Here is a 21697-nt window from a genome sequence, read left to right on the forward strand (position 1 = left end):
CTGCAGCATCGCATCGGTAGCGAAGCCCTCGACTATAGCACTGTTTTGGTGACAAGAAGGACGACCTCGCAGAAAAATCAAGGACGCCGCTGCCCTGACATGTACCCCATCAGCAGTACCCCATCAGCACGCTGCGTACTCTCACAGCGAGTGTAGTCGCAGCTTGCCCCCCGGGGCGACTGATAATTCAGCCCCTATGGCACTTATCACCTTACTGGACGCCCAACTCGCATTTGGGCATGTTGCATTGCTGGACCACGCCGGCTTTTCTCTGGAATCTGCAGAACGTGTGGGTCTCATCGGCCGCAACGGAGCAGGCAAATCCTCGCTACTCAGGATTCTCGGCGGCCTTGCGAAGCCGGACGATGGTTCACTGCAGGTTCAACAAGGGGTGCGGATCGCTTTTGTGGCCCAGGAGCCTTCTCTGGACCCGGACTCGACCATATTCAAAGCGGCCTCGGAAGGACTGCAAAGGGTGATTGCGATCCGTGACCAGTACCTGTCGGGTGATGAAGGGCTCGACCTGAATGCGCTGCAGTCAGAGATTGAAGCCTACGATGCATGGAACTGGGAGCAAAGGGTTGAGGAGACGCTGCAGCGACTGCACCTCGACCCGGACGCGGTGGTAGGCACGCTCTCGGGCGGGACCAAGAAACGCGTAGCTTTGGCACAGGCCCTGGTGGCCCGCCCCGATGTGCTGCTGCTGGATGAGCCCACCAACCATCTGGATCTGGATTCCATCGAATGGCTGGAGGACCTCTTGCTCGACTTCCCTGGCAGTGTGGTCACCATCACCCATGACCGCTCGTTCCTCGACCGGGTGGCCACGCGCATTGTGGAACTCGATCGGGGGCAACTGCGCTCGTACCCGGGCAATTTTGCGCAATACCAGATCCAGAAAGAAGAACAGCTGGCACAGGAAGCCGTCATATCGGCCAAGGCCGATAAGCTTCTCGCGCAAGAAGAAGTCTGGATCCGGCGCGGCGTCGAAGCGCGACGCACCCGCAGTCAAAGCCGCATCACCCGCCTTGAGCATTTGCGGGCGCGGCGCGAAGCGCGGCGAGAGGTGGTCGGCAGCGTTCGCATGGATGTAGCAACCGGCGGCTCCAATGGCTATCAGGGCAAGATCGTGGCCGAGCTGACAGGCGTTGGCAAAACGTTCGGAGACAAGACCATTGTCCGTAACTTCACCGGAACCATCCTGCGCGGGGACAAGGTGGGCCTGATCGGCCCCAACGGGGCGGGCAAGACGACGCTGCTCAAGATGATTCTTGGTGAACTGGCGTCTGACGAGGGCACCATCCGCCAGGGAGCGAACCTGCAGGTTGCATATTTCGACCAGATGCGCCACGCCGTCAATCTGGATGCAACGCTGGAGGACTTCATCAGTCCAGGCAGCGAATGGATTGAAATCGGCAACCAGCGCAAGCATGTCAAAAGCTACCTCAGCGATTTCCTCTTTTCGCCGGCTCGTGCGCACTCTCCCGTGCGTTCGCTGTCTGGCGGGGAGCGCAACCGGCTGCTGCTGGCACGCCTTTTCGCACGCCCGGCCAATGTGCTGGTGCTGGATGAACCCACCAACGATCTGGACATTGATACGCTGGATCTCCTGGAAGAACTGCTGGAAAACTATGAAGGCACCGTCTTCCTGGTAAGCCATGACCGCACGTTCCTCGACAACGTGGTTACCAGCACCATTGCGTTCGAAGGTGATGGGCTGTGGCGCGAGTACGAGGGTGGCGTACAGGACTGGTTGCTGCAGTCGAAACGCAGCCGCACCCTCGGCGCATCCGCAGGCACTCCCAAGAAAGCGGAGTCGGATAATGGCAACAAAAAAGCCCCTCAGGGCTTATCTAGCAAGCGCGAGCAGCTATCAAAAAAGAAGCTTAGCTACAAGGAGCAGCGCGAGCTGGAGCAATTGCCCGTGCAGATCGCCGCATTGGAGACCGAGCAACAGGCGCTGCAGGACGCGCTGGCTGATGGGAGCCTCTACAGCACCGACCCTGCCCGCGCCGCCGCCATGACAGCACGGGCGGGAGCGATCGAAGACGAGCTCATGACGGCCCTGGAGCGCTGGACAGCCCTCTCCGCCTGACCGACCGGGCCACGCGGTGAACTCCCTGCAGCCTGCCTTCGTCATGGAGTACCCGCTGGCTTGGCATGCTGAACCGCCGTGCGTCAGATGCGGTGGTGCAGGCGGTCTGTCGCACCGCGCAGGCGCGCTATCAAAGCGGGCGCAATCTGACCCAGAGGCAGTACTTCATCCGCGGCGCCATGGGCAATGGCCTCGCGCGGCATGCCAAAGACAATGCAGGATGCTTCGTCCTGCACGTAGTTGTAGCTGCCCGCATCTTTCATCTCCCGCATCGCAGCCGCGCCATCGTTGCCCATCCCGGTGAGCATGATGCCGAAGGCATTGCGCCCCACCACAGCAGCAGCGGACTTGAAGAGCACTTCCACCGAAGGTTTGTGGCGATTCACAGCTGGACTATCGTCGACCACCGCCACATAGTTCGCCCCACTGCGTGCGACCCGAAACTGGGTGCCTCCCGGTGCAATGTAGGCGTGGCCCGGCAGAATCCGCTCGCCATTGGCCGCTTCCTTGACCGTGATCTGGCACAGCCCGTTCAACCGCGCGGCAAAGCTGGTGGTGAAACCTGGGGGCATGTGCTGGGTGATGACAATGGCCGGCGAATCCGCGGGCATGTGCACGAGCACTTCCTTGATTGCCTCAGTGCCACCCGTCGAAGCCCCGATACAGATCAATTTTTCGGTAGACAAGCGCCCCAGGAGGGCTGAGGCAGGCGGGGCCACCGCCACGCCCGCGGCACTCGCGCCAGCGGTGGCCTCGCGTGAAGGCGCACGGCGCACCTGGGCCACAGCGGCCACCCGTATCTTCTCCACAATCTGCGTCGCAAGCTCGTTCAGACCGCTGGCCAGACCCACCCGAGGCTTGGCCACGAAATCCACCGCACCCAGTTCCAGCGCCTTCATGGTCACTTCAGCGCCGCGCTCCGTCAGGGTGGAAATCATCACCACAGGCATAGGACGCAGCCGCATCAGCCGCCCCAGAAAGTCGATCCCGTCCATGCGCGGCATCTCCACATCGAGGGTGATGACGTCGGGATTGAGCTCGCGAATCATTTCGCGCGCCACCAGCGGATCATTGGCCGTGCCGATGCACTCCATGTCCCGCTGCCGGTTGATGATCTCGGACAGCAGACTTCGGACCAATGCCGAATCGTCCACCACGATCACCCGGATTTTCCTGCTCATTTTTTAACCCACGCTTTCCTCAAAACAGATCCACAGAGCCGCCCGAGGTGGTTTTTGCCACGGTCACCGCATTGCCCCGCACCTCCTGGGCCACCAGGGCTTCGGGGTGCGCGTGGGCAAGCCGCTTGACCATGGCCTTGCCGGTTACCGGGAAGAACACCACCTTGCGCGGATAGATGTCCAGCACGTCCTCGGAAACGATAGGGATGCGCTCCGTGTGCAGGTAGTTCAGTACAAAGTTGGTATTGCGCTCGCCCACGTTCATCGTGGTGAAGTTGTGCATGACCTGCGCTCCACCAAAAATCTTGGCCTGCATCGTCTCGCGCCGAGCCCCCAGCTTGAGCATTTCATTGATCAACAACTCCATGGCGTACGAGCCATAGCGCCCCGATGCATCCGCCATATCGCCATCGGGAAGCATGAAATGGTTCATGCCACCTATTCGCGCACGGCTGTCCCACAGGCAGGCCGCAATGCACGACCCCAGCACGGTCATGATGATCATGTTCTCGTTGGCAACAAAGTACTCGCCAGGAAGCACCTTGACCGCGTTGTGCTGGAAGTGGTGGTCCAGATAGAAGAACGCAGCTTCTCCAGGCTTTCTGCTCCCGGCCTTGAGCTCCTGCAAGGAAGAATCGCGCGCGGGTCCGGGGCCGACAGCATAGATGTCTGCACTCAAGGGGGCGATGCGCGGCGCTCGGCGGCGCTCGGGCGTGCCTGGCGAGGCATTGTCTTTGGGCGGGAAGGAGCCTGGAGGAGTTTGCGTCATGGATGCTAGGTGCTATGCGACATGGCAACTCAGCGGCGCTCGTAGACCGTTTTGCCGCGCAAGGTAAACAAGTCTCTGGATTCGCTAAAGTTTTCGGCATGACCCACAAACAGCATGCCGCCTGGCTTGAGGACTCGATGAATCCTTTCCAGCACGCGCCGCTGTGTGGGTGCGTCAAAGTAGATCATCACGTTGCGGCAGAACACAACGTCGAAAGGCTCCTTGAACGGCCAGTCGTCACGGATGAGATTCACACTCATGAAATCAATCACCCGGCGCAGCTCGGGTTTGACCCGCACCATGCCCAGGTTACCGGCTTTCCCACGCAGAAAAAACTTCTGGAGGCGTTCCGGACTCAGACCCTTGAGACTGTCCAGGCGATACACCCCCTGTGCCGCCGTCGCCAACACCCGGGAATCAATATCACTGGCCGTCAGCTTGAAAGACGTATTGGGGCCGAGGGCCTCGAACGCTGTCATGACAATGGAATAGGGCTCTTCCCCCGTCGACGCAGCGTTGCACCACACCCGCCAGCTGGCCGATGGCTTCGTTCGAAGATGCGACGCAAAGATCTCGAAGTGGTGCTGCTCCCGGAAAAAGGCCGTGAGGTTGGTGGTCAGTGCGTTGACAAACTCCTGCCACTCCGGGCCGTCATGTGTCTCCAGCCACCCCAGGTAGTCATGAAAACTGTTGTGCCCGGTGTCTCGCAGCCGACGGGACAGGCGGCTGTACACCATCGCATGCTTGCCATCGTGCAGGCTGATGCCCGCGCGCTGATAGATCAGCGCCTGAACGCGGGCGAAATCCGCATTGGTCCAGACGAACTCGCGCCCCTGCGCCAGTGGCCCGGGGGGCGTGGGGCCATCCGCATCCGCACGCGAAGCGGAATTCCTGACAGTAGTTGATGCACTCGGGGGTTGGGCCATATTGATCGTACGACGGGATATCCTGTTCGCTCCTAGAGATCTTCAAGCCACACCTGCATATCTGCAGGCCGTGAATCCACCACGGTCGTCAAACAGGCCCTATTCGTTCGACGCCACCAATCCCATGTCGAGACCGGACATGAGTTTCTCGATGTCGAGCAGGATCAGCATGCGCTCGCCCACCGAACCCAGCCCCAAAATGCAGCTGTTATCAATGGCGCTTTCAATGTCGGGGGCGGAACGAATGCTTTCCGGCGTGAGCTCCATTACGTCACTGACGGAGTCCACCACGATGCCGACCACACGATTGCGAAGGTTCAGGATGATGACCACCGTAAAGCTGTTGTAGTCAGCCTGCGCACAGTTGAATTTGAGGCGCATATCCACAATGGGCACGATCGTTCCACGCAGATTGACCACCCCTTTGATGAAAGGAGGGGCGTTCGCAATCCGTGTAGGAGGCTCGTACCCCCGGATCTCCTGCACTTTCAGTATGTCGATCCCGTACTCTTCCTGATCGAGACGGAATGTCAGATATTCACGGGTGCCCGTGGGTACCGCTGCTGCGGTGTTGGCCATCACACTCATGGTGCATCTCCTTTCATGACAGCGCTGCGCTATGGAGCCGCAGGCGCCTAAACTCAATGGCGCGCACGACGCACCAGCCCGCCCGTATCGAGAATCAGCGCCACGGTCCCATCACCCAGTATGGTGGCGCCTGATACGTTGGGAACCTTGCGGTAATTCGACTCCAGGTTCTTGACCACCACCTGGTGCTGGCCCAGCAACTCATCGACCAGCAGCGCAACGCGGCTACCGTCGGCCTCCACCACCACCATGATGTTGCTGGACTTGTTGGGATCGAAGCGCGGCACCTGAAAAATCTTCTCCAGCGCAATCACCGGCATGTACTCGTCGCGGACTTTGACGAGCTGCGAGCCCTGCGCCACCGTGCTGACATCGTCGGCATTGACCTGGAACGACTCCACCACCGAAGACAGCGGAAGAATGTAGACCTCGTCACTGACGCCTACTGACATGCCGTCCATGATGGCCAGTGTCAGCGGCAGCCTGACGGACACTTTCATTCCGTAACCTTCCGCCGAATCTATCTCCACGGTGCCGTTCAGGGCAGCGATGTTGCGCTTGACGACGTCCATGCCGACGCCGCGTCCGGAAACATCGGTCACTTCGTCCGCCGTGGAGAAGCCCGGCGCAAAGATCAGCTGCCAGACTTCCGCATCGGTCATCTGCTCGGACACTTCGATGCCGCGCTCCTGCGCCTTGCTGAGAATTTTCTCGCGCGACAACCCCCGGCCGTCGTCGCGCACCTCGATCACGATGGAGCCGCCCTGGTGGGAGGCAGACAGTGTGATGGTTCCATGCTCGGATTTACCCTTGGCCAGTCGGTCCGCAGGCATTTCAATTCCGTGGTCGCAGCTGTTGCGCACGAGATGGGTAAGCGGGTCGGTGATTTTTTCAACCAGGCCCTTGTCGAGTTCGGTTGCTTCACCCAACGTCACGAGTTCCACCTTTTTGCCCAACTTGTTGGCCAGATCCCGCAGCATCCGAGGGAAGCGGCTGAAAACGATGGACATGGGGATCATGCGGATCGACATGACCGATTCCTGGAGGTCGCGGGTATTGCGATCGAGGTCGGCAAGCCCGGCCAGCAGCTGCTGGTAGGCGCCCGCGTCCAGGCCTCTGCTGTTCTGCGCCAGCATGGCCTGGGTGATGACCAGTTCACCCACCAGGTTGATGAGCTGATCCACTTTCTTGACGTCCACACGAATCGTCGTGGATTCCATCTGCGCCTGCATCGCGACCTTGGGCTCACCGGCCTTGGGTGCACTGGCGGTTTTCACCGCCTGGGCCGGGGCGTTGCCTGCGCCTTGCGGCCCGCCTGCACGTGGCGCACCCGGCGCCTCGCTGAAGAAGCCGTAAGCTTCTCCTTCAGGCACCACGGCGGTGGCGATACCCTCTTCCGGATCCACCGAAGCGCTTACAGCGTTTGCCGTGTCGCGGATGCGCACTTGCTCCTTGGATACGTGGAATGCAAACAGATCCAGCAGGTCATCGTCAGTAGATGTTGTTTCGACCCCAAACAGCCGGGTGTCCGGTTGCGCACACTCCATGTCCCGGATGGTGCCAAGGCCAGGGATATCGCGAAACAGTTCCTTGATGGCATCCGCCTGCGCAGGCCGCTCCAAAGGACCAATCTGGATCTCCAGCGTACGGGGCTGTCCCGCCACCGGTTTGGGTGTTGAAGGGGATGGCTGAATTGCCGGTGCCACTGCTGCCTGAGGGACTGGTGCAGATGGCGCGGGAGCCGGAGCCGGAGCCGGGGGCGGCGTTGACGCCGCAGCCTGATCTTCACCAGGTACACGCCCCGCGGCAAGTTCACTGATACGACGAACCAGCGAGGCAGTGGAGACAGCCTCGCCCTGACCGCCCGCCTGATGGCGCGCCAGCAAGCTGCGGGAAGCGTCTGCGGACTCCAGCAGCACGTCGACCATCTGAGGGATAGGTTGCAGCTCGTGGCGGCGCAGGCGGTCCAGCAGCGACTCCATCTGGTGCGTGAGTTCCGCAACATCCGCGAATCCGAAAGTCGCTGATCCGCCCTTGATCGAGTGCGCGCACCGGAAAATTCCGTTGAGCTCCTCGTCGTTGGCACTGCTCAAATCAAGATCCAGAAGCATTTGCTCCATCTGGTCCAGATTTTCGCCCGCTTCCTCGAAAAAGATCTGATAGAACTGGCTCAGGTCGAAGTCAGCGCCTGCACCTGATCCTTCTTGGTAGGTTTCCGCCATCGTGGGCTCCTGTGTATTGGTGGTCCCGAACAACCCGACTCAGCGGATCACTTTCTGGATGACTTCAATAAGCCGGTTGGGATCGAAAGGCTTGACCAGCCAGCCCGTCGCCCCTGCAGTTCGACCCGCCTGCTTCATCTGATCACTGGACTCGGTTGTGAGGATCAGGATGGGAATGGTCTTGAATTTGGGGTTTTCTCTCAGCTTGCGGGTGAGGCCGATACCATCGAGACGCGGCATGTTCTGGTCCGCCAGCACAAGATGGATCTCATGGCTCTCGGCCTTTTCCAGGGCGTCCTGCCCGTCCACCGCCTCCACCACGTGGTATCCGGCACCCGTGAGAGTGAATGACACCATTTTTCGCATGGACGGTGAATCATCTACGGCAAGGATCGATTGCATGTAAGGCTCCAACTGACTTGAATAGAGAGGTTAACCAGTTACTTGATGTTCAAAACAGGTCGATAGAGCCTGCATCCATCTCGCTTTGAGTGACGGGATTGGGCCGGTCGGGGGCCATTTCTGCAAATGGCGCGGCCTCTTCGCCATCTTCATTACCCATGGCCTCGGAGGCCAGCCGGAACGCGCACCCCTGCAATACCTTGGTGGTGTGCCATATCAACTGCGACGCCATGTCCTGGAACTGCAGTTCGGTCACCGCACTGCGCAGAGCCGCACGGGCGGCAATCAACTCGGGAGAATCGGCGACAACGGTATCAGTCAGCACGGCATTGGCTTCGCCAAAACGCTCCAGCAGATTGTCTGTAGCGTGGTTGAGCAAACCCTCGAGGCGATGCAGATCATGCATGACAACCAGCAATGAATCCTGCAGTTCTGCCGCCACCATGACAGGAACCTGGACAGCAGGTCCTCCAGATGTTGTTAGCGTAGATTGCATCGTTTCTCCATCGCAGCACGCAGCAGCAAAGCACGCAAAATTGACCCGCCCAAGATCCCCAGGCCCGTGTGCACCGTGGTGTCACCATCCATTGGACGCCGACGCCGAAACCCTCCCAATCGGACAAACACCCTTGTTTGTTCCAATTTGTATCCTATGATAGCGCTCCTATGGTCACCATAGCACCAGACCGGCATCTGAGAGTTCTGCATCTTGAAGATTCACCGGCAGACCACGAGCTGACCACACTGGTTCTCCGCAGGGCCGACCTGCGGTGTGATTTACGGCGTGTAGACACGCTCGCCGAGTTCCAGCATCTCATCGACGCTCATATTTTTGATGTCATCCTGGCAGACTACCGGCTGCCAGGCTTCACCGCGCTGGACGCTTGGGCGTATGTAGCGCAAAAGCCGCAACACCCACCCTTTATCCTGCTTTCGGGCGCGATCGGCGAAGCCGCAGCCGTTGATGCGATTCGCTTGGGTATTGCCGACTATCTGCTCAAAGACAACCTTCAGCGCCTGCCGCACGTAGTCGCGCGCGCGCTGGAGGTGCATGAGGCACGCCAGGCGCGGGAGCAAGCCTCGGCCGAGCTGGAGGCTTCCCAGCGCTGCCTGGCGGAACTGACGGAACACCTGCAAACATCGATTGAGCAGGAACGTGCATCCATCGCCCGCGAGATCCATGACGACATTGGAGGCGCGTTGACTGCCGTGAGGTTCGATGTAGCCTGGATCGGCCGTCACAGCACCGACCCGGAAATGCGGGAACACGCCGCTTCGGCGGCCGAGATGTTGCAACACGCCATTGGCGCCAGCCAGCGCATCATGATGAACCTGCGCCCCCCGATCCTGGAGCAAGGGCTGGTGGCAGCAGTGCAGTGGCTTGCTGCAGGATTCGAGCGCCGCTCGGGGGTCGCTGCACGCGTTATCAGTAGCAGCGAAACCATTGAAGCCACCGCCGCTGTCCAGCTCGTCGCGTACCGAACGGCGCAAGAGGCCCTGACCAACATTTCCAAGCACGCAGAATCGAGCGCGGTGCGCATTGATCTCTCGGACAGGGAGGGCGTGCTGACACTGGAAATTACCGATGACGGCAAGGGTATTGATCCCGCAATGCTCAATAAGCCCAAGGCCTTCGGGCTGAAGGGCCTGCAAGAGCGCGCCCGTACCGTCGGAGGCTGGCTCGATATCAGCAGCCGGCCCGGCCAAGGCACCTCCGTCATCCTTTCCATACCGCTAACATCAGCACCCACCCAACCCGTCTCTGGAGATGCACATTGATACATGTGGTCCTGTGCGATGACCATGCCGTGTTGCGGCGCGGGATACGCGACACGCTGGCCGACGCGCCTGATATCCAGGTGACCGGCGAGGCCGGGGGCTATTCCGAGCTGCGCGAAGTGCTGCGCTCTGCGCCGTGCGACGTCCTCCTCCTGGACCTGAACATGCCGGGCCGAAGCGGCCTGGAGGTGCTGACCAGCCTGCGCGAAACCCACTCGGCCATCAAGGTGCTCGTAGTATCGATGTACCCGGAAGACCAATACGCCTTGCGGTGCCTGAAGGCTGGTGCCCAAGGGTATGCCAACAAGGCGGGCGATCCCGTCGAGCTGATCTCCGCCGTGCGCACGGTCATGCAAGGGCGCAAGTACCTCACGGCGGAGGTGGCACAAATGCTGGCCGACAGCCTCGCGCAACCTGCGCTGGAGGCTCCACACACCGCCCTGTCCGAGCGGGAGCTTCAGACACTGGTGAAAATTGCGTCCGGACGCAGGTTGTCGGATATCGCGGAGGAGTTGATGCTCAGCCCCAAGACGGTCAGCGTGTACCGCGCGCGCGTTCTGGAAAAGCTCAAGCTCTCCAACAACGCAGAACTCACCGTTTACGCCATTCGCAACCAATTGGTCTGACTGCGCACCCTGATCCAGTCCCGGCTCAACGCTGGGCGGCAAACAGGTCAACGGCCTGCTGCATCAGCGCCAGCACCGGCTGTTCAAGCAAAGGCAGTGTGGCCGCAATGCCAAGCATTCCCACCGTCAGCGTCACCGGGAAGCCCACGGCATAGATGTTCATTTGTGGCGCTACGCGCGAAATGATGCCAAGGGTCAAATTGACAAACAGCAGCAAGGCAATCATCGGCAAGGCAATCCACAATGCACTGGAGAACAGTGACGAGCCCAGCTCGTGCAGACGCATTTGCCCAAGGGATTGTAAAAAGTTACCGTCGACCGGAAAACGATCAAAGCTCTTTACCACGGCCATCAGAATCAACAGGTGGCCATTGATCACGATGAACAGCAGCATGGCCATGTGCCCGAAAAATCGTGCGACCGCACTGATCTGGGCATTGGAGGATGGGTCGAAAAAGGACGCGAAGTTCAGGCCCATCTGCAAACCGATGATTTCCCCCGCCAGCTCCACCGCCGCGAACACAAGCCGGACAGAAAAGCCGATCGCAAGCCCCACTGCGACCTGCTGGGCCACCGCCCCGAACGCCTCGCGCCCATTGACACTGATCACAGGCTGGTCACCCAGAACCCCTTGCGCGCAAAGCGCCACCAGGAATGCCAAGCCGATCTTGAGGCGCATCGGGATGGTCCGCATGGAGAAGATCGGAGCGACCGAGAACACGGCGAGCACGCGCAAAAACGGCCAAAGGATGGGAGACAGCCAAGCCATGAGCTGGGCCTCAGAAAACGTGATCACGTCATCCTCACAGGTGCGCGGAATCCAAGCCGAGGGACCATCCGGCTGTAAAAACCCGTTGCTCCCCAGTCACGGTGCTAGCCGATCATCGAAGGGATGGATTCGATGGTCCTGCGGATGAAGTCCACCAGGGTACTGAGCATCCATGGCCCTGCAATGGCAAACACGACCATGGCAGCAATCAGCTTGGGGACAAAGGCAAGCGTCGCTTCATGGATCTGGGTGACGGCTTGAAATATGCTCACCAGCAACCCCACCGCCATGACAACCCCCAGCACGGGCATGGCGATCATTAGAAGCAATGTGAGCGCATCGCGCCCGATGGTCAGCACCATTTGTGCAGTCATTGACAGCTCCTTCAGGGTACAAAACTGGCCGCCAGCGAGCCGATCAACAAATTCCAGCCGTCTGCCAGCACAAAAAGCATGAGTTTGAACGGAAGTGCCACCAGCACAGGAGACAACATCATCATGCCCAGCGACATGAGAATGCTCGACACCACCATGTCGATCACCAGAAACGGAATGAAAATCATGAAGCCGATCTGAAATGCAGACTTCAGCTCGCTCGTGACAAATGCAGGCACCAGAACCCTCAGGGGTGCGGTTTCCGCAGTCACACTGGCATCCAGCCGGGCCAGTCTGGAGAAGAGTGCAAAGTCCGATTGGCGGGTCTGCTTGAGCATGAAGCTGCGCATCGGCGCCTCGGCCTTGTCCAGCGCCTCTTCAAAACTGATGGCGTTGTTGGTGTAAGGCACATACGCATCCTGGTACACACGGTCCAGGGTCGGGCCCATCACAAAAAAAGTGAGAAACAGCGACAGCCCGATGATGACCTGATTGGGGGGCGCTGACTGGGTGCCCAGCGCCTGGCGCAACAAGGACAAAACAATCACGATGCGGGTAAAGCCCGTCATCATGAGCAGCACTGCCGGGAGGAAAGAAAGCGCCGTGAAAAACAGCAGCGTCTGGATAGGCACCGAATAGCTGTTGCCCGAAGGCCCGCTCCCCACCACCAGTGGCAGGGTCCCCCCCGAGGCCTGCGCGATAGCGGGCCCATGCGCGGTGAAGCCAACAGCAGCCAGCACCCCCAGCAACGCCCAACGACGGATGAGCATCCATTCACCCATTGGCACGGCTTCCTGGGGCCCCCACAGCAGAGGCGATCTCCTGCGCAAAAGAAGGTGCAGTATCCAATTTGGGCACTGCAAGCGAAGCACCTGAAGGACTTGCAGGCAGCACATGCAGACAACTGACCTGCTGTGCCGTAACGCCCAATACCAGCCATGTGCGCGCGTGCTCAGGCCCCACCTCCACCGTCACCACGCGCTGGTGCGGGCCCACCGCCACCGCAGACAAAACCTTGGACGCTCCCCCCACTCCCGCACCACCTGCTGCCTGACGCTGCTGCAAGCGGCGAACGAGCCATGGCAGCAGAGCCATGGCCCCCACAAACAGGACCACGACGACCAAGGTCTGGGTCATGCTGCCACTATCCACGGCTGACCCGCCGCAGGCGCTCCGAGGGCGTGACCACATCGGTGAGGCGAATACCAAATTTGTCGTTCACCACCACCACCTCACCTTGGGCAATGAGATATCCGTTCACCAGAACGTCCATGGGCTCCCCCGCAAGCGCGTCCAGCTCGACCACAGAGCCCTGGGCCAGTTGAAGGATGTATTTGATCGGCACCTTGGTGCGTCCCAGCTCCACGGACAACTGGACGGGAATGTCCAGCACCATATTGATGTCGTTGACCGTTCCGTCACTCCCGCCAGAGAAAGGTCGTACGGGCTCGCCGGACAGCGGCCCGCCCTGCTCCGCATCGCCAGGCTTCTCGTCGGTGCGTTTTTGCTCCTCCAGAGCCTCAGCCCAACCTGCAAACGGGTCATCCGCGCCGGCATCCTTGTTATCTTCTTCAGTTGACATCTTTTTCTCCCAGCCAGCTCATGTCGGCATTGCGCAGGCATTCTTCGATACGAATGGCGTACTTGGAATTGTGCGTTCCGTACTGGCATTCAAAAATGGGGACCCCTCCGATCGAGGCGCGAATCCGGGGCTCGCGGTCAAGTTCGATGAAGTCGCCGGGCTTCATGGCCAGCAATTGCTCCACGGTAGCATCAGCGCGCGCAAGCTCGGCCACCAGAGTCACTTCAGCAGCCTGGATCTCACGGGTGAGCACGCGGACCCAGCGCCGGTCCACCTCAATGGAATCGCCCTGGGTGGACGAATACAGCACATCACGAATGGGTTCCAGCGTCGCATACGGCATGCAGATGTGGATAGCACCCGACAGATCGCCGATTTCGAGTTGAAACGCGGTGGAAACCACAATCTCGCTGGGTGTGGCGATGTTGGCAAACTGGGGTTGCATCTCCGAGCGCTGGTACTCGAGTTCCAGCGGGTAGATCCCTTGCCACGCTTTTTTGTATTCGGCGCAGATGACATCCACCATGCGGTTGATGACCCTTTGCTCCGTGGGCGAGAAATCCCGCCCTTCAATTCGCGTCTGGAATTTTCCGACTCCGCCATACAGGGTGTCGATGATGCCGAACACCAACGAGGGTTCGCACACGATCAGTCCGCTGCCGCGCAGCGGGCGAATGGCCACAATGTTGAAGTTCGTAGGCACCGCCAGCTCGCGCAGAAAGGCGCTATAGCGCTGCACAGACACAGTCCCCACCGAAATTTCGGGGCTGCGTCGGATAAAGTTGAAAAGCCCGATCCGGAAATTGCGCGCAAACCGCTCGTTGACGATTTCCATGGTCGGCATGCGCCCACGGACGATGCGTTCCTGGCTGGAAATGTCATAGTTGCGTACCGAACCCGCCTCCGCCACTTCCTCGACAGATTTCTGGCTCTCGCCCGTCACACCCTCCAGGAGGGCATCGACTTCTTCCTGGGAAAGAAATGAATCACTCATGATGGATCCTTGCCCGGGTCACTGAATGATGAAGCTTGAAAAAAGCACACGGCGCACCGGGTTGCGCTCTGCGCGCCGATGCGACGGGCGATCTTGCGCGTCATCGTCCGCATCATCGGCAGCGGCGGGTGCGCGCTGCGCAGGGACTGCGTAACCCAAGGGGCGGGACACCTCCCTGAGGATGTCGGTCGCCAGTTTCTCCTTCCCCTCCCTCTGCAGAAGTTCGGTGGAAGTGCGCTGGGAAATCAGCATCAGTATGCCGCTGCGTATCGCCGGCAGATACGGCTTGACCTGATCGGCCGTCTTTGCATCTTCCAGCTCCAGGGTGATTCCTACCTGTGCAAACCGGTCACCGCCAGGGTCCGCCAGATTCACCACCATGTTTTCCATCGGCAGGAAGGTAGGAACCACCTTCACCGCCTCTTTGCGTGCCGGGGCCCCATCCTCGTCGTCCGCCTGAGCGCGGCTGGAAATGAGCCACGCCGCTGCGCCGCCGCCGATCACCAGCACTGCCAGCACAATGCCGACGACGATGATGAGCATCTTCTTGCTCTTGGCCGGGGCCGCTGCGGGGGTATTGGCTGACACGTTGCGGATCCTTGGGAATGGAGCGGGCGGTGTCCGCACAGTTCAAGGACTGGCAACACCGGAGAACCCATTATTGGGCGAAGTCGAAATCAATAATAGCCAGAATAAAAGCCCAAAACCATGGCATTCAGCAAGCTCGTCGGAGTATGGGCGCACTTGCAAAAAAGTGCCGCGCTTGCGACTGCAGTGCCGCGCAGGCTCACACGAAAACGTCAATTGCGCGGTCTGATGCATGTCCACGTGGCACGGAGGCCGAACCGGCAGGAGCCGAGACGGCCACCTGCGCCTGTCGGGAGCCCTCGCGCTGTCCCTGGCGCTCGGTGTCTTTCGGGCTTGGGTGCTGGCCTCCCGATGTGCTGACCGACATGCCCGAAAGGACGAGTCCTTCATTCTGGAGCAATTCGCGCAACTGCTCCATGCTGCGGTCCAGCAGCTCACGGGTCTGCAGTTGATCACTGCGGAACGTCACATGCGCCTCGTTGCCGGACAGGGAAACCAGAACCTCCACCGGCTGCCCGTCCCGGTTGATCGATAGTTCCGCGTTCTGTGTCTTCTGATTCACCCAGTACGCCACCTGCTCGGCAATCTGCTCTTCGGCTCCCGCAGGGGCGGACTCGGCATACATCGTGGCCCCATCCAGTGCGCCCGGTTCCACCGGAGCTGCGGCACTGCCGCTATCCAGCGCAGCTACCGTGGCAAAGCGGCCCTCCCCCGAGCTGCTGCCGCCAAAAGCCCCGCCAGCCTGGCGGGCATCCCCCCCAGATGACAGCAGTTGCTCTGTCCCCGTAGCGATAGCGCCACCCGCTTCCAACCCGGGTACTTCTCCTGCCACACGGCTCGGGGTGCCCATGGCCGTTGAACCAGCTGCAGCCGGAGCGCCCAGCGCCTGAAAGGCCGCGGCCGATCCAGCCTGAGGGCTCGCCGACGCCAGGCTCGCAACGCTGCTCTGGGAACGCGCAGAAGACGATTCGACGACATCTGCCTTCTGGGTCAACGCATTGTGCAAGCGGGAAAATGTCCGGCCAAAGGCCGTGCCCCCGCTTTGCAGCGCCCCCGGCCTCAGGTCAGCGGAGGTATCCAGCATCGCCGTTTCAGCCACGAGCCCGCCGGGCAAAACATTCGCGCCGTTCAGCATGGCGGTGGCAAGTTCTCCGCCCATCTGGATACCCAAGGCGCCCTGCGCACCAGCACCAGCCACGTCAACTGGTTGCGGTGCAGCTGCCACCGCGGGCGCCAAAAGGCCCTGCCATGCGGCCAGCTCCGAAACCTCCAAGGCCTCTTTCGCTGCATCGGTCGGGGCCAACAAATTCGGGTCGCCGGCACTACCGGCCTGGTCAAACGGAGCGCCGCCATCCTGACCCTCGGTCATGTCGCCCAGCGCAGCCAACAATGCGAGAAATCCACCCGCACCAGCATCGGCGGCCTCAGGTGCCTGCGACGCGGCACGGGACCGCACGGAATGGCTTGGCGGAGTGCCCTGGGGCGAAGAAATTTTCGGGGATTCCATCATCAATACTCCCGGCCTGCTGAGCCATCCATTGCACTGCGGTACTGCAAGGCAGCCCGCTCGTCCGTTTGTTTCTGATCTCTTCGCATCTGGACCAAGTCCAGATCTGCCTTGCGCTTGTCCATCACCTTGCGCAGACTGGCCAGGCGCAGCTCGGCTTCCAGCAAGGTTCGCCTGGCCCTGTCCACGCGGCCGGCATGGTCGCCAACCACCGTGGTTTGAACACCTGCCGCATGACCGAGACGATCCATGAACTGGTAGTGGTGGTACATCACCTCAGGCTTCATGGTGGTATCGGCCTTTGCGCCCCACCGCGCCTGAATCTCGTCCGCATAGTCTTGCAGTTGGTCCAGCTGGGCCCGCGCTGCCTGTTGCGCTGCCAAGACGTCCTGCAACACCTTGCGTGCATCGTCACGTTTGCGCGACGCGGCCTCCACGGCAACGGCAAGAGAGTTCAGGCTGGACATGACACGTTACCCATCACTCAGTGGTCAAGCACAGCTGCCATGTGCGCCACGCTGTCATCAAGGGACGCGGCCTCAAACATGTCCTGCTGCAAATACGCAGCCATCTGGGGCTGCAGCCGGATCGCTTCATCCAGGGCAGGGTCCGAGCCGCTCATGTACGCGCCCACCTGCACCAGGTCCCGGCTCTTCTGGTAGCGCGAATACACCGCCCGGAACCGCCGCGCCAGGTCAAAGTGCTCGCGCGCAACCACGTTGTGCATCACGCGGGATGCCGACTGTTCGATATCGATGGCCGGAAAGTGCCCTGTTTCGGCCAGAGCGCGGGACAGAACGATGTGCCCATCCAGAATGGCGCGCGCGGCATCGGCGATAGGGTCCTGCTGATCGTCGCCTTCCGACAACACGGTGTAAAAAGCAGTGATCGAGCCCACACCGTGAAGCCCGTTGCCACTGCGTTCCACCAACTGGGGGAGCTTGGCAAAGCACGATGGCGGGTAACCCTTGGTGGCGGGCGGCTCACCAATGGCCAGCGCGATTTCCCGTTGTGCCATGGCGTAGCGGGTCAGTGAATCCATGAGCAACAGCACATGCTTGCCCTTGTCCCGAAAATGCTCGGCCACGGCGGTGGCATAGGCAGCCCCCTGCATGCGCAGAAGCGGCGGCGCATCAGCGGGTGCCGCCACCACCACCGAGCGTGCGCGGCCATCTTCACCCAGGATGTCTTCCACAAACTCCTTGACCTCACGCCCCCGCTCTCCGATGAGCCCCACCACGATCACATCGGCCCGTGTGTAGCGCGCCATCATGCCCAGCAAGACGCTCTTGCCCACACCCGAACCGGCGAACAGGCCCAGCCGCTGGCCCCGCCCCACCGTGAGCAAGGCATTGATGGCACGTACCCCGGTGTCCAGTGGTTCGCGCACAGGATCACGGTCCATGGCATTGATCTGGCTGCGCCCCATGGGCTCCGACACCACGTCCTGCACCGGCCCGCCATGGTCCAGCGGAAACCCCTGCGCATCCACCACCCGCCCGAGCAGGCCTTCGCCCATGGGCAGACGCAGTACTCCAGCTCGCTGAAGGGGCCGAGGCGGCTCGCCAAGGCGCGGAACCGGAATGTAAGGCGCTGCGGGCACCACGCTGGCACCGCTGGACAGACCATGGATGTCCCCTGCCGGCATCAGAAACGCGCGGTCTGCGGAGAACCCGACCACTTCCGCCAGCACCGGTGCATGGCCCGGCATCTGCACCATGCACTGCGATCCCACCGGGACGCGAATGCCCACAGCCTCCAGCACCAGACCGGTGAGCCGCGTCAGCGTGCCTCGCGTCTCCAGGGGCGTGCCCTCAGCCACACGCGCACGCGCATCGTCCATCAGGCGTGTCCAGGCAGAAGGGGCGTCAATGCTCATCGCCACCCTCCTCGTCCCACGGAGACTGCAGTCCAAGGGCTGCGATGGCGCGCTGCCAACGCTTGTCCAGACTGCCATCCACCACGGTACCGGCAGACTCCACCAGGCACCCGCCCGGCGGCACGGACGCATCGGCCATCCATTGCACCCCGGGGGAGTCCATTTCTTCCCGCAGAGGCTGGGCCATCGCCTCCATGTCGTCGGGGTGAAGACGCACCAGCGCCGGGCGCCCTTCTGTCACGAGCATGCCCACCGCTTCCCGTACCACGGGTTGCAACGCGTTGGGGTTGACGGACAGCTCCTGCCGCACCACCTGGCGCGCTATATCGCAGGCCAGCTCCAGCAGCTGCTGGGCCATGTCCTGCTGCATGTCTATCAGGCTTGCATCCAGCGTCTGCACCACACCTTGCAGGCGCTGTGCCATCTCACGCCCTTGCTGGGCGATGTACGCGTCCAGGCGCTGCTGCCACTCAAGGGCCGTCTGGGCCTGGCCTTGGGCAAAACCCTCGGCATAGGCATCGTCACACGCCTGCTGAACCAACGCCTGCTGCGCGGCCTCGTCCACCTCAACCGGAATCTCGACCTCGGGCTCCGGCTCGGGTTCGATCAGATCGGAGCCGTCTACCGCGCCAAACTTCCACTGTGTGAAGTCACCCACTTCCTCACTGGGAATGAAGCGCGAATACGAACGCTGGCTAGACGAAGGCATCATCACCGCCAGATCCAATCACGATCTGCCCCTCGTCGGACAGGCGCCGTACCGTCTTCAGGATTTCCTTCTGCTGCGCCTCCACCTCGGACAGACGCATCGGCCCGCGCGATTCCAGATCCTCGCGCAGGGCCTCTGCCGCGCGCGAAGACATGTTGGACAGGAACTTCTCGCGCAGTTCCGGCACCGCGCCCTTGAGCGCCACGATGAGCGTCTCGGACGCAACCTCCTTGAGCACCGTCTGGATGGCCTTGTCGTCGAGCTTGAGGACATCCTCAAACACGAACATCTTGTCCATGATCTTTTGTGCCAGATCGGGGTCGTAGCCACGGATGGACTCCAGCACCACCGTATCCATGTTGCCGCCCAGCAAATTGATGATTTCCGCCGCAGCCTTGACACCGCCCAGCGAGCTCTTGCGGATCTTGTCTCCGCCCGCCAGCACCTTGAACAGCACCTCGTTCAGGTCCTTGAGCGCCGTGGGCTGGATGCCCTCCAGCGTGGCCACGCGCAGCAGGATTTCGCTGCGCTGGCGGTCGGTCAGGTGCATCAGGATGCCTGAGGCCTGGTCTGCGTCCAGATGCACCAGGATGGCAGCCACGATCTGCGGGTGTTCGTTGCGCAAGAGCTCTGCCACCGACAACGGGTCCATCCACTTGAGACTCTCGATACCCGATACATCCCCGCCCTGCAGGATGCGATCAATCAGCAGCCCGGCCTTGTCATCGCCCAGCGCACGCCGCAGCACTGCCCGCACGTAGTTGCCGGTGTCCGACACCAGCAGGCTCTGCGCTGCGGCGGCATTGGAGAACTTGTTGATGACCTGGTCCACCTTGTCGCGCGACACCGAGCGCATGCGCGCAATGGTCTCGCCCAGCTTTTGCACCTCTTTGGGCGAAAAATGCTTGAAGACTTCGGCTGCCTCTTCCTCGCCGAGGGACATCAGCATGATGGCTGCGTCGTTGAGTCCTTGGTCGTCCATGGTTGTCGTCCGGGGTGTCGGTGATCAGACGGGGTCGCCGTTCAGCCAGGTTTTCAGGATGTTGGCCACAGCCACGGGGTTCTCCTTGGCCAGCACGCGCGCTTCTTCCAGGCGCAGTTGCTCTGGCGTGGCGGGCAACACTTCGTCCTTCTTGGAGGGCGCTGGCAGCGCAGGGCGCTCGGGGGTTTCCGACTCCAGGGCGTCCAGCTGGCCGCCCGCCACCGGGATGGCGCGGGGCTTGGGCGCAGCGCCACCCTTCAGGGCAGGCCGCACCATGAAGATCAGCACCAGCGCGGCGAAGAGCACCGCCCCCACAGGCCATGCAAAGGTCTTCGCCAGCTCGATCATTTCAGGCTGCTTCCACAGCGGCACCTCCGTGTTGGGCGCCACGTCCACCTGGAAGGGGGTGTTCATCAGATTGACAGAGTCACCGCGCTCACGGTTGAAGCCGATGGTTTCGCGCACCAGCGCGGTCATCTGCTCCAGCTGCTCCGGCGTGAGTGCCTTGGACACGGTCTTGCCCTTGTCTTCGGCAGACTGGTAGTTCACCACCACCGCAGCGCTGACCCGCTTGAGGCTTCCGCTCCCACCCCGCGTCACGCGTACCGTCTTGTCCACCTCGTAGTTGGTGATGGACTCGCGCTTGCCGCCCGCGGCCAGCGCGCCCTGGGCCTGCTGTCCGGCTGCCGTGGGCGCAGGGTTGGCGCCATTGACCGGTGCTGCCGCCGCAGCGGGAGGCTGGTTGGTGGTGGCACCCGGCACCCCGGTGGGCAGGGCGCTACCTTGGGCGCCCATGCTTTCCACCACCTGCTGGCTGCGGATGGCGCTGGCGTCGGCCGCCAGGTTGGGGCGGTGCTGCTCGGACGTGGACTCGGTCTGGGTAAAGTCCACCTCGGCGGTCACCTGGGCCTTGACGTTGTTGCGGCCGACCACAGGCTCCAGAATGTCCAGAATCCGGCGGGTGTACTGCTGCTCGATCTGCTGCACATACAAGAGTTGTTGCGCGTCTACACCGGCTCCAGCCGCGGTATCGGGCGACTGGGACAGCAGCTTGCCCGTGTCATCCAGCACGCTCACGGCAGAAGGCGCGAGCTCTGGCACGCTGGAGGCCACCAGATGCACAATGCCCGCAAGTTGCGAGCGATCAAGAATACGGCCGGGGTGCAGGCTCACCAGCACGGATGCCGAAGGCTTTTGCTGTTCGCGGAAAAAACCGTTCTGGTTGGGCAGCGCCAGATGCACACGCGCCCCCTGCACCGACGACAGCGCCTGGATCGAGCGGGTGAGCTCCCCCTCCAGCCCGCGCTGGAAATTAAGCCGCTCCTGGAACTGCGTCATCCCGAATTTGCTGGCTTCCATCAGCTCAAACCCTGCCACCGAACCCTTGGGCAGGCCCTGGGTGGCCAGGCGCAGGCGCACGTCATGCACCCGGTCTGCAGGAATCAATATGGCGCCACCGCCGTCGGCATGCTTGTAGGGCACGTTCATCTGCGACAGCTGGGCCACGATGGCACCGCCATCCTTGTCGTTCAGATTGGCGAACAGCACCCGGTAGTCCGGCTGGCGCCCCAGCACAATGGCCGCAATGGCCACCGCCACCAGCAGCGCCACGCCCACACCCAGCCGCATGCGCTGCGCCCTGTCGAGGGCAGACAGCCGCTGCAGCCAGTTCGGGCTGGCAGGGGGAGTGAGAGGAATTTCGGCAACTGCAGACATCTTGCTTTC

Annotated in this window: 23 protein-coding genes; 3 read left to right on the plus strand and 20 right to left on the minus strand. The window is 61.5% G+C overall.

Annotated elements, in window-relative coordinates; genetic code table 11:
• Positions 1-196: 196 nt before the first annotated feature.
• The gene (locus tag AAFF19_RS20245; protein ID WP_342720888.1) at positions 197-2095 is read left to right on the plus strand and encodes an ATP-binding cassette domain-containing protein; all 1899 of its coding nucleotides are present in this window, start codon (positions 197-199) and stop codon (positions 2093-2095) included.
• A gap of 83 nt (positions 2096-2178) precedes the next feature.
• On the opposite strand, the gene AAFF19_RS20250 is transcribed toward AAFF19_RS20245, so the two are convergent.
• From AAFF19_RS20250 to AAFF19_RS20280, 7 genes are all read right to left on the minus strand, one after another.
• Entirely contained in the window at positions 2179-3276 is a 1098-nt protein-coding gene (locus AAFF19_RS20250; RefSeq protein WP_342720889.1) for a chemotaxis response regulator protein-glutamate methylesterase, read from the minus strand.
• 19 nt (positions 3277-3295) lie between these two features.
• On the minus strand, positions 3296-4045 hold the full coding sequence (cheD, locus tag AAFF19_RS20255; RefSeq protein ID WP_342720890.1) for a chemoreceptor glutamine deamidase CheD: 750 nt from the start codon (positions 4043-4045) through the stop codon (positions 3296-3298).
• Between the two features lie 29 nt (positions 4046-4074).
• The gene (locus AAFF19_RS20260) at positions 4075-4971 is read right to left on the minus strand and encodes a CheR family methyltransferase (RefSeq protein WP_008904370.1); all 897 of its coding nucleotides are present in this window, start codon (positions 4969-4971) and stop codon (positions 4075-4077) included.
• 99 nt (positions 4972-5070) lie between these two features.
• Positions 5071-5559: a chemotaxis protein CheW gene (locus AAFF19_RS20265; protein ID WP_008904371.1), complete on the minus strand. Its 489-nt coding sequence runs from the start codon at positions 5557-5559 to the stop codon at positions 5071-5073.
• A 53-nt stretch (positions 5560-5612) separates the two neighbouring features.
• Positions 5613-7781 carry a chemotaxis protein CheW gene (locus tag AAFF19_RS20270; protein WP_182120209.1) on the minus strand — a complete coding sequence of 723 codons (2169 nt, stop codon included), beginning with the start codon at positions 7779-7781 and terminating at the stop codon, positions 5613-5615.
• A 39-nt stretch (positions 7782-7820) separates the two neighbouring features.
• A complete protein-coding gene (locus tag AAFF19_RS20275) occupies positions 7821-8183 on the minus strand; it encodes a response regulator (protein WP_008904373.1) in 363 nt (120 codons plus the stop codon).
• Between the two features lie 49 nt (positions 8184-8232).
• Positions 8233-8679 carry a hypothetical protein gene (locus tag AAFF19_RS20280; RefSeq protein WP_008904374.1) on the minus strand — a complete coding sequence of 149 codons (447 nt, stop codon included), beginning with the start codon at positions 8677-8679 and terminating at the stop codon, positions 8233-8235.
• Positions 8680-8849: 170 nt separating this feature from the next.
• On the opposite strand from AAFF19_RS20280, the gene AAFF19_RS20285 reads away from it, so the two are divergent.
• Together AAFF19_RS20285 and AAFF19_RS20290 are read left to right on the plus strand one after the other, a co-directional pair.
• Positions 8850-9962, plus strand: a complete 1113-nt coding sequence (locus AAFF19_RS20285) for an ATP-binding protein (protein WP_008904375.1) — start codon at positions 8850-8852, stop codon at positions 9960-9962.
• Entirely contained in the window at positions 9959-10588 is a 630-nt protein-coding gene (locus tag AAFF19_RS20290) for a response regulator transcription factor (protein ID WP_008904376.1), read from the plus strand. The genes AAFF19_RS20285 and AAFF19_RS20290 overlap by 4 nt, the downstream gene beginning before the upstream one ends.
• A gap of 25 nt (positions 10589-10613) precedes the next feature.
• Here AAFF19_RS20290 and fliR read toward each other — a convergent pair whose 3' ends face one another.
• From fliR to fliF, 13 genes are all read right to left on the minus strand, one after another.
• Positions 10614-11384 (minus strand): flagellar biosynthetic protein FliR, encoded by a 771-nt coding sequence (gene fliR, locus AAFF19_RS20295; protein WP_008904377.1) that lies wholly within the window; start codon positions 11382-11384, stop codon positions 10614-10616.
• Between the two features lie 77 nt (positions 11385-11461).
• The gene (gene fliQ / locus AAFF19_RS20300; protein ID WP_008904378.1) at positions 11462-11731 is read right to left on the minus strand and encodes a flagellar biosynthesis protein FliQ; all 270 of its coding nucleotides are present in this window, start codon (positions 11729-11731) and stop codon (positions 11462-11464) included.
• 11 nt (positions 11732-11742) lie between these two features.
• Entirely contained in the window at positions 11743-12513 is a 771-nt protein-coding gene (gene fliP / locus AAFF19_RS20305; RefSeq protein WP_008904379.1) for a flagellar type III secretion system pore protein FliP, read from the minus strand.
• Complete coding sequence (locus AAFF19_RS20310) at positions 12506-12868, minus strand: flagellar biosynthetic protein FliO (protein WP_182120208.1); 363 nt, start codon at positions 12866-12868, stop codon at positions 12506-12508. The genes fliP and AAFF19_RS20310 overlap by 8 nt, the downstream gene beginning before the upstream one ends.
• Positions 12869-12875: 7 nt before the next feature.
• Positions 12876-13313, minus strand: a complete 438-nt coding sequence (gene fliN, locus AAFF19_RS20315) for a flagellar motor switch protein FliN (RefSeq protein WP_008904381.1) — start codon at positions 13311-13313, stop codon at positions 12876-12878.
• Positions 13303-14307, minus strand: coding sequence for a flagellar motor switch protein FliM (fliM, locus tag AAFF19_RS20320; RefSeq protein ID WP_008904382.1), 1005 nt, complete (start codon positions 14305-14307; stop codon positions 13303-13305). The genes fliN and fliM overlap by 11 nt, the downstream gene beginning before the upstream one ends.
• A gap of 18 nt (positions 14308-14325) precedes the next feature.
• Positions 14326-14895, minus strand: a complete 570-nt coding sequence (locus AAFF19_RS20325; RefSeq protein ID WP_342720891.1) for a flagellar basal body-associated FliL family protein — start codon at positions 14893-14895, stop codon at positions 14326-14328.
• 199 nt (positions 14896-15094) lie between these two features.
• A complete protein-coding gene (locus AAFF19_RS20330; RefSeq protein WP_342720892.1) occupies positions 15095-16285 on the minus strand; it encodes a flagellar hook-length control protein FliK in 1191 nt (396 codons plus the stop codon).
• Positions 16286-16404: 119 nt separating this feature from the next.
• A complete protein-coding gene (gene fliJ / locus AAFF19_RS20335) occupies positions 16405-16869 on the minus strand; it encodes a flagellar export protein FliJ (protein WP_182120206.1) in 465 nt (154 codons plus the stop codon).
• Between the two features lie 17 nt (positions 16870-16886).
• Positions 16887-18281, minus strand: coding sequence for a flagellar protein export ATPase FliI (gene fliI / locus AAFF19_RS20340; RefSeq protein WP_008904387.1), 1395 nt, complete (start codon positions 18279-18281; stop codon positions 16887-16889).
• Positions 18271-18993 (minus strand): flagellar assembly protein FliH, encoded by a 723-nt coding sequence (locus AAFF19_RS20345; protein ID WP_182120205.1) that lies wholly within the window; start codon positions 18991-18993, stop codon positions 18271-18273. Before AAFF19_RS20345 ends, fliI begins: the two co-directional genes overlap by 11 nt.
• On the minus strand, positions 18977-19972 hold the full coding sequence (fliG, locus tag AAFF19_RS20350; protein WP_008904389.1) for a flagellar motor switch protein FliG: 996 nt from the start codon (positions 19970-19972) through the stop codon (positions 18977-18979). The genes AAFF19_RS20345 and fliG overlap by 17 nt, the downstream gene beginning before the upstream one ends.
• Before the next feature lie 24 nt (positions 19973-19996).
• Complete coding sequence (fliF, locus tag AAFF19_RS20355; protein ID WP_342720893.1) at positions 19997-21688, minus strand: flagellar basal-body MS-ring/collar protein FliF; 1692 nt, start codon at positions 21686-21688, stop codon at positions 19997-19999.
• Between the last annotated feature and the right edge of the window lie 9 nt (positions 21689-21697).

This window comes from Acidovorax sp. FHTAMBA (assembly GCF_038958875.1).
Taxonomy (GTDB): domain Bacteria; phylum Pseudomonadota; class Gammaproteobacteria; order Burkholderiales; family Burkholderiaceae_C; genus Acidovorax.

What these genes read in the sequence shown, in the direction of transcription:
- AAFF19_RS20250 (WP_342720889.1), bottom strand. Translation starts at nt 3,276, where the DNA reads ATGAGCAGGAAAATCCGGGTGATCGTGGTGGACGATTCGGCATTGGTC.
- fliG (WP_008904389.1), bottom strand. Translation starts at nt 19,972, where the DNA reads ATGGACGACCAAGGACTCAACGACGCAGCCATCATGCTGATGTCCCTC.
- fliJ (WP_182120206.1), bottom strand. Translation starts at nt 16,869, where the DNA reads ATGTCCAGCCTGAACTCTCTTGCCGTTGCCGTGGAGGCCGCGTCGCGC.
- AAFF19_RS20265 (WP_008904371.1), bottom strand. Translation starts at nt 5,559, where the DNA reads ATGAGTGTGATGGCCAACACCGCAGCAGCGGTACCCACGGGCACCCGT.
- AAFF19_RS20345 (WP_182120205.1), bottom strand. Translation starts at nt 18,993, where the DNA reads ATGATGCCTTCGTCTAGCCAGCGTTCGTATTCGCGCTTCATTCCCAGT.
- AAFF19_RS20270 (WP_182120209.1), bottom strand. Translation starts at nt 7,781, where the DNA reads ATGGCGGAAACCTACCAAGAAGGATCAGGTGCAGGCGCTGACTTCGAC.
- AAFF19_RS20260 (WP_008904370.1), bottom strand. Translation starts at nt 4,971, where the DNA reads ATGGCCCAACCCCCGAGTGCATCAACTACTGTCAGGAATTCCGCTTCG.
- fliM (WP_008904382.1), bottom strand. Translation starts at nt 14,307, where the DNA reads ATGAGTGATTCATTTCTTTCCCAGGAAGAAGTCGATGCCCTCCTGGAG.
- AAFF19_RS20275 (WP_008904373.1), bottom strand. Translation starts at nt 8,183, where the DNA reads ATGCAATCGATCCTTGCCGTAGATGATTCACCGTCCATGCGAAAAATG.
- cheD (WP_342720890.1), bottom strand. Translation starts at nt 4,045, where the DNA reads ATGACGCAAACTCCTCCAGGCTCCTTCCCGCCCAAAGACAATGCCTCG.
- fliQ (WP_008904378.1), bottom strand. Translation starts at nt 11,731, where the DNA reads ATGACTGCACAAATGGTGCTGACCATCGGGCGCGATGCGCTCACATTG.
- AAFF19_RS20280 (WP_008904374.1), bottom strand. Translation starts at nt 8,679, where the DNA reads ATGCAATCTACGCTAACAACATCTGGAGGACCTGCTGTCCAGGTTCCT.
- AAFF19_RS20285 (WP_008904375.1), top strand. Translation starts at nt 8,850, where the DNA reads ATGGTCACCATAGCACCAGACCGGCATCTGAGAGTTCTGCATCTTGAA.
- AAFF19_RS20310 (WP_182120208.1), bottom strand. Translation starts at nt 12,868, where the DNA reads ATGACCCAGACCTTGGTCGTCGTGGTCCTGTTTGTGGGGGCCATGGCT.
- fliI (WP_008904387.1), bottom strand. Translation starts at nt 18,281, where the DNA reads ATGAGCATTGACGCCCCTTCTGCCTGGACACGCCTGATGGACGATGCG.
- AAFF19_RS20245 (WP_342720888.1), top strand. Translation starts at nt 197, where the DNA reads ATGGCACTTATCACCTTACTGGACGCCCAACTCGCATTTGGGCATGTT.
- fliP (WP_008904379.1), bottom strand. Translation starts at nt 12,513, where the DNA reads ATGGGTGAATGGATGCTCATCCGTCGTTGGGCGTTGCTGGGGGTGCTG.
- fliF (WP_342720893.1), bottom strand. Translation starts at nt 21,688, where the DNA reads ATGTCTGCAGTTGCCGAAATTCCTCTCACTCCCCCTGCCAGCCCGAAC.
- fliN (WP_008904381.1), bottom strand. Translation starts at nt 13,313, where the DNA reads ATGTCAACTGAAGAAGATAACAAGGATGCCGGCGCGGATGACCCGTTT.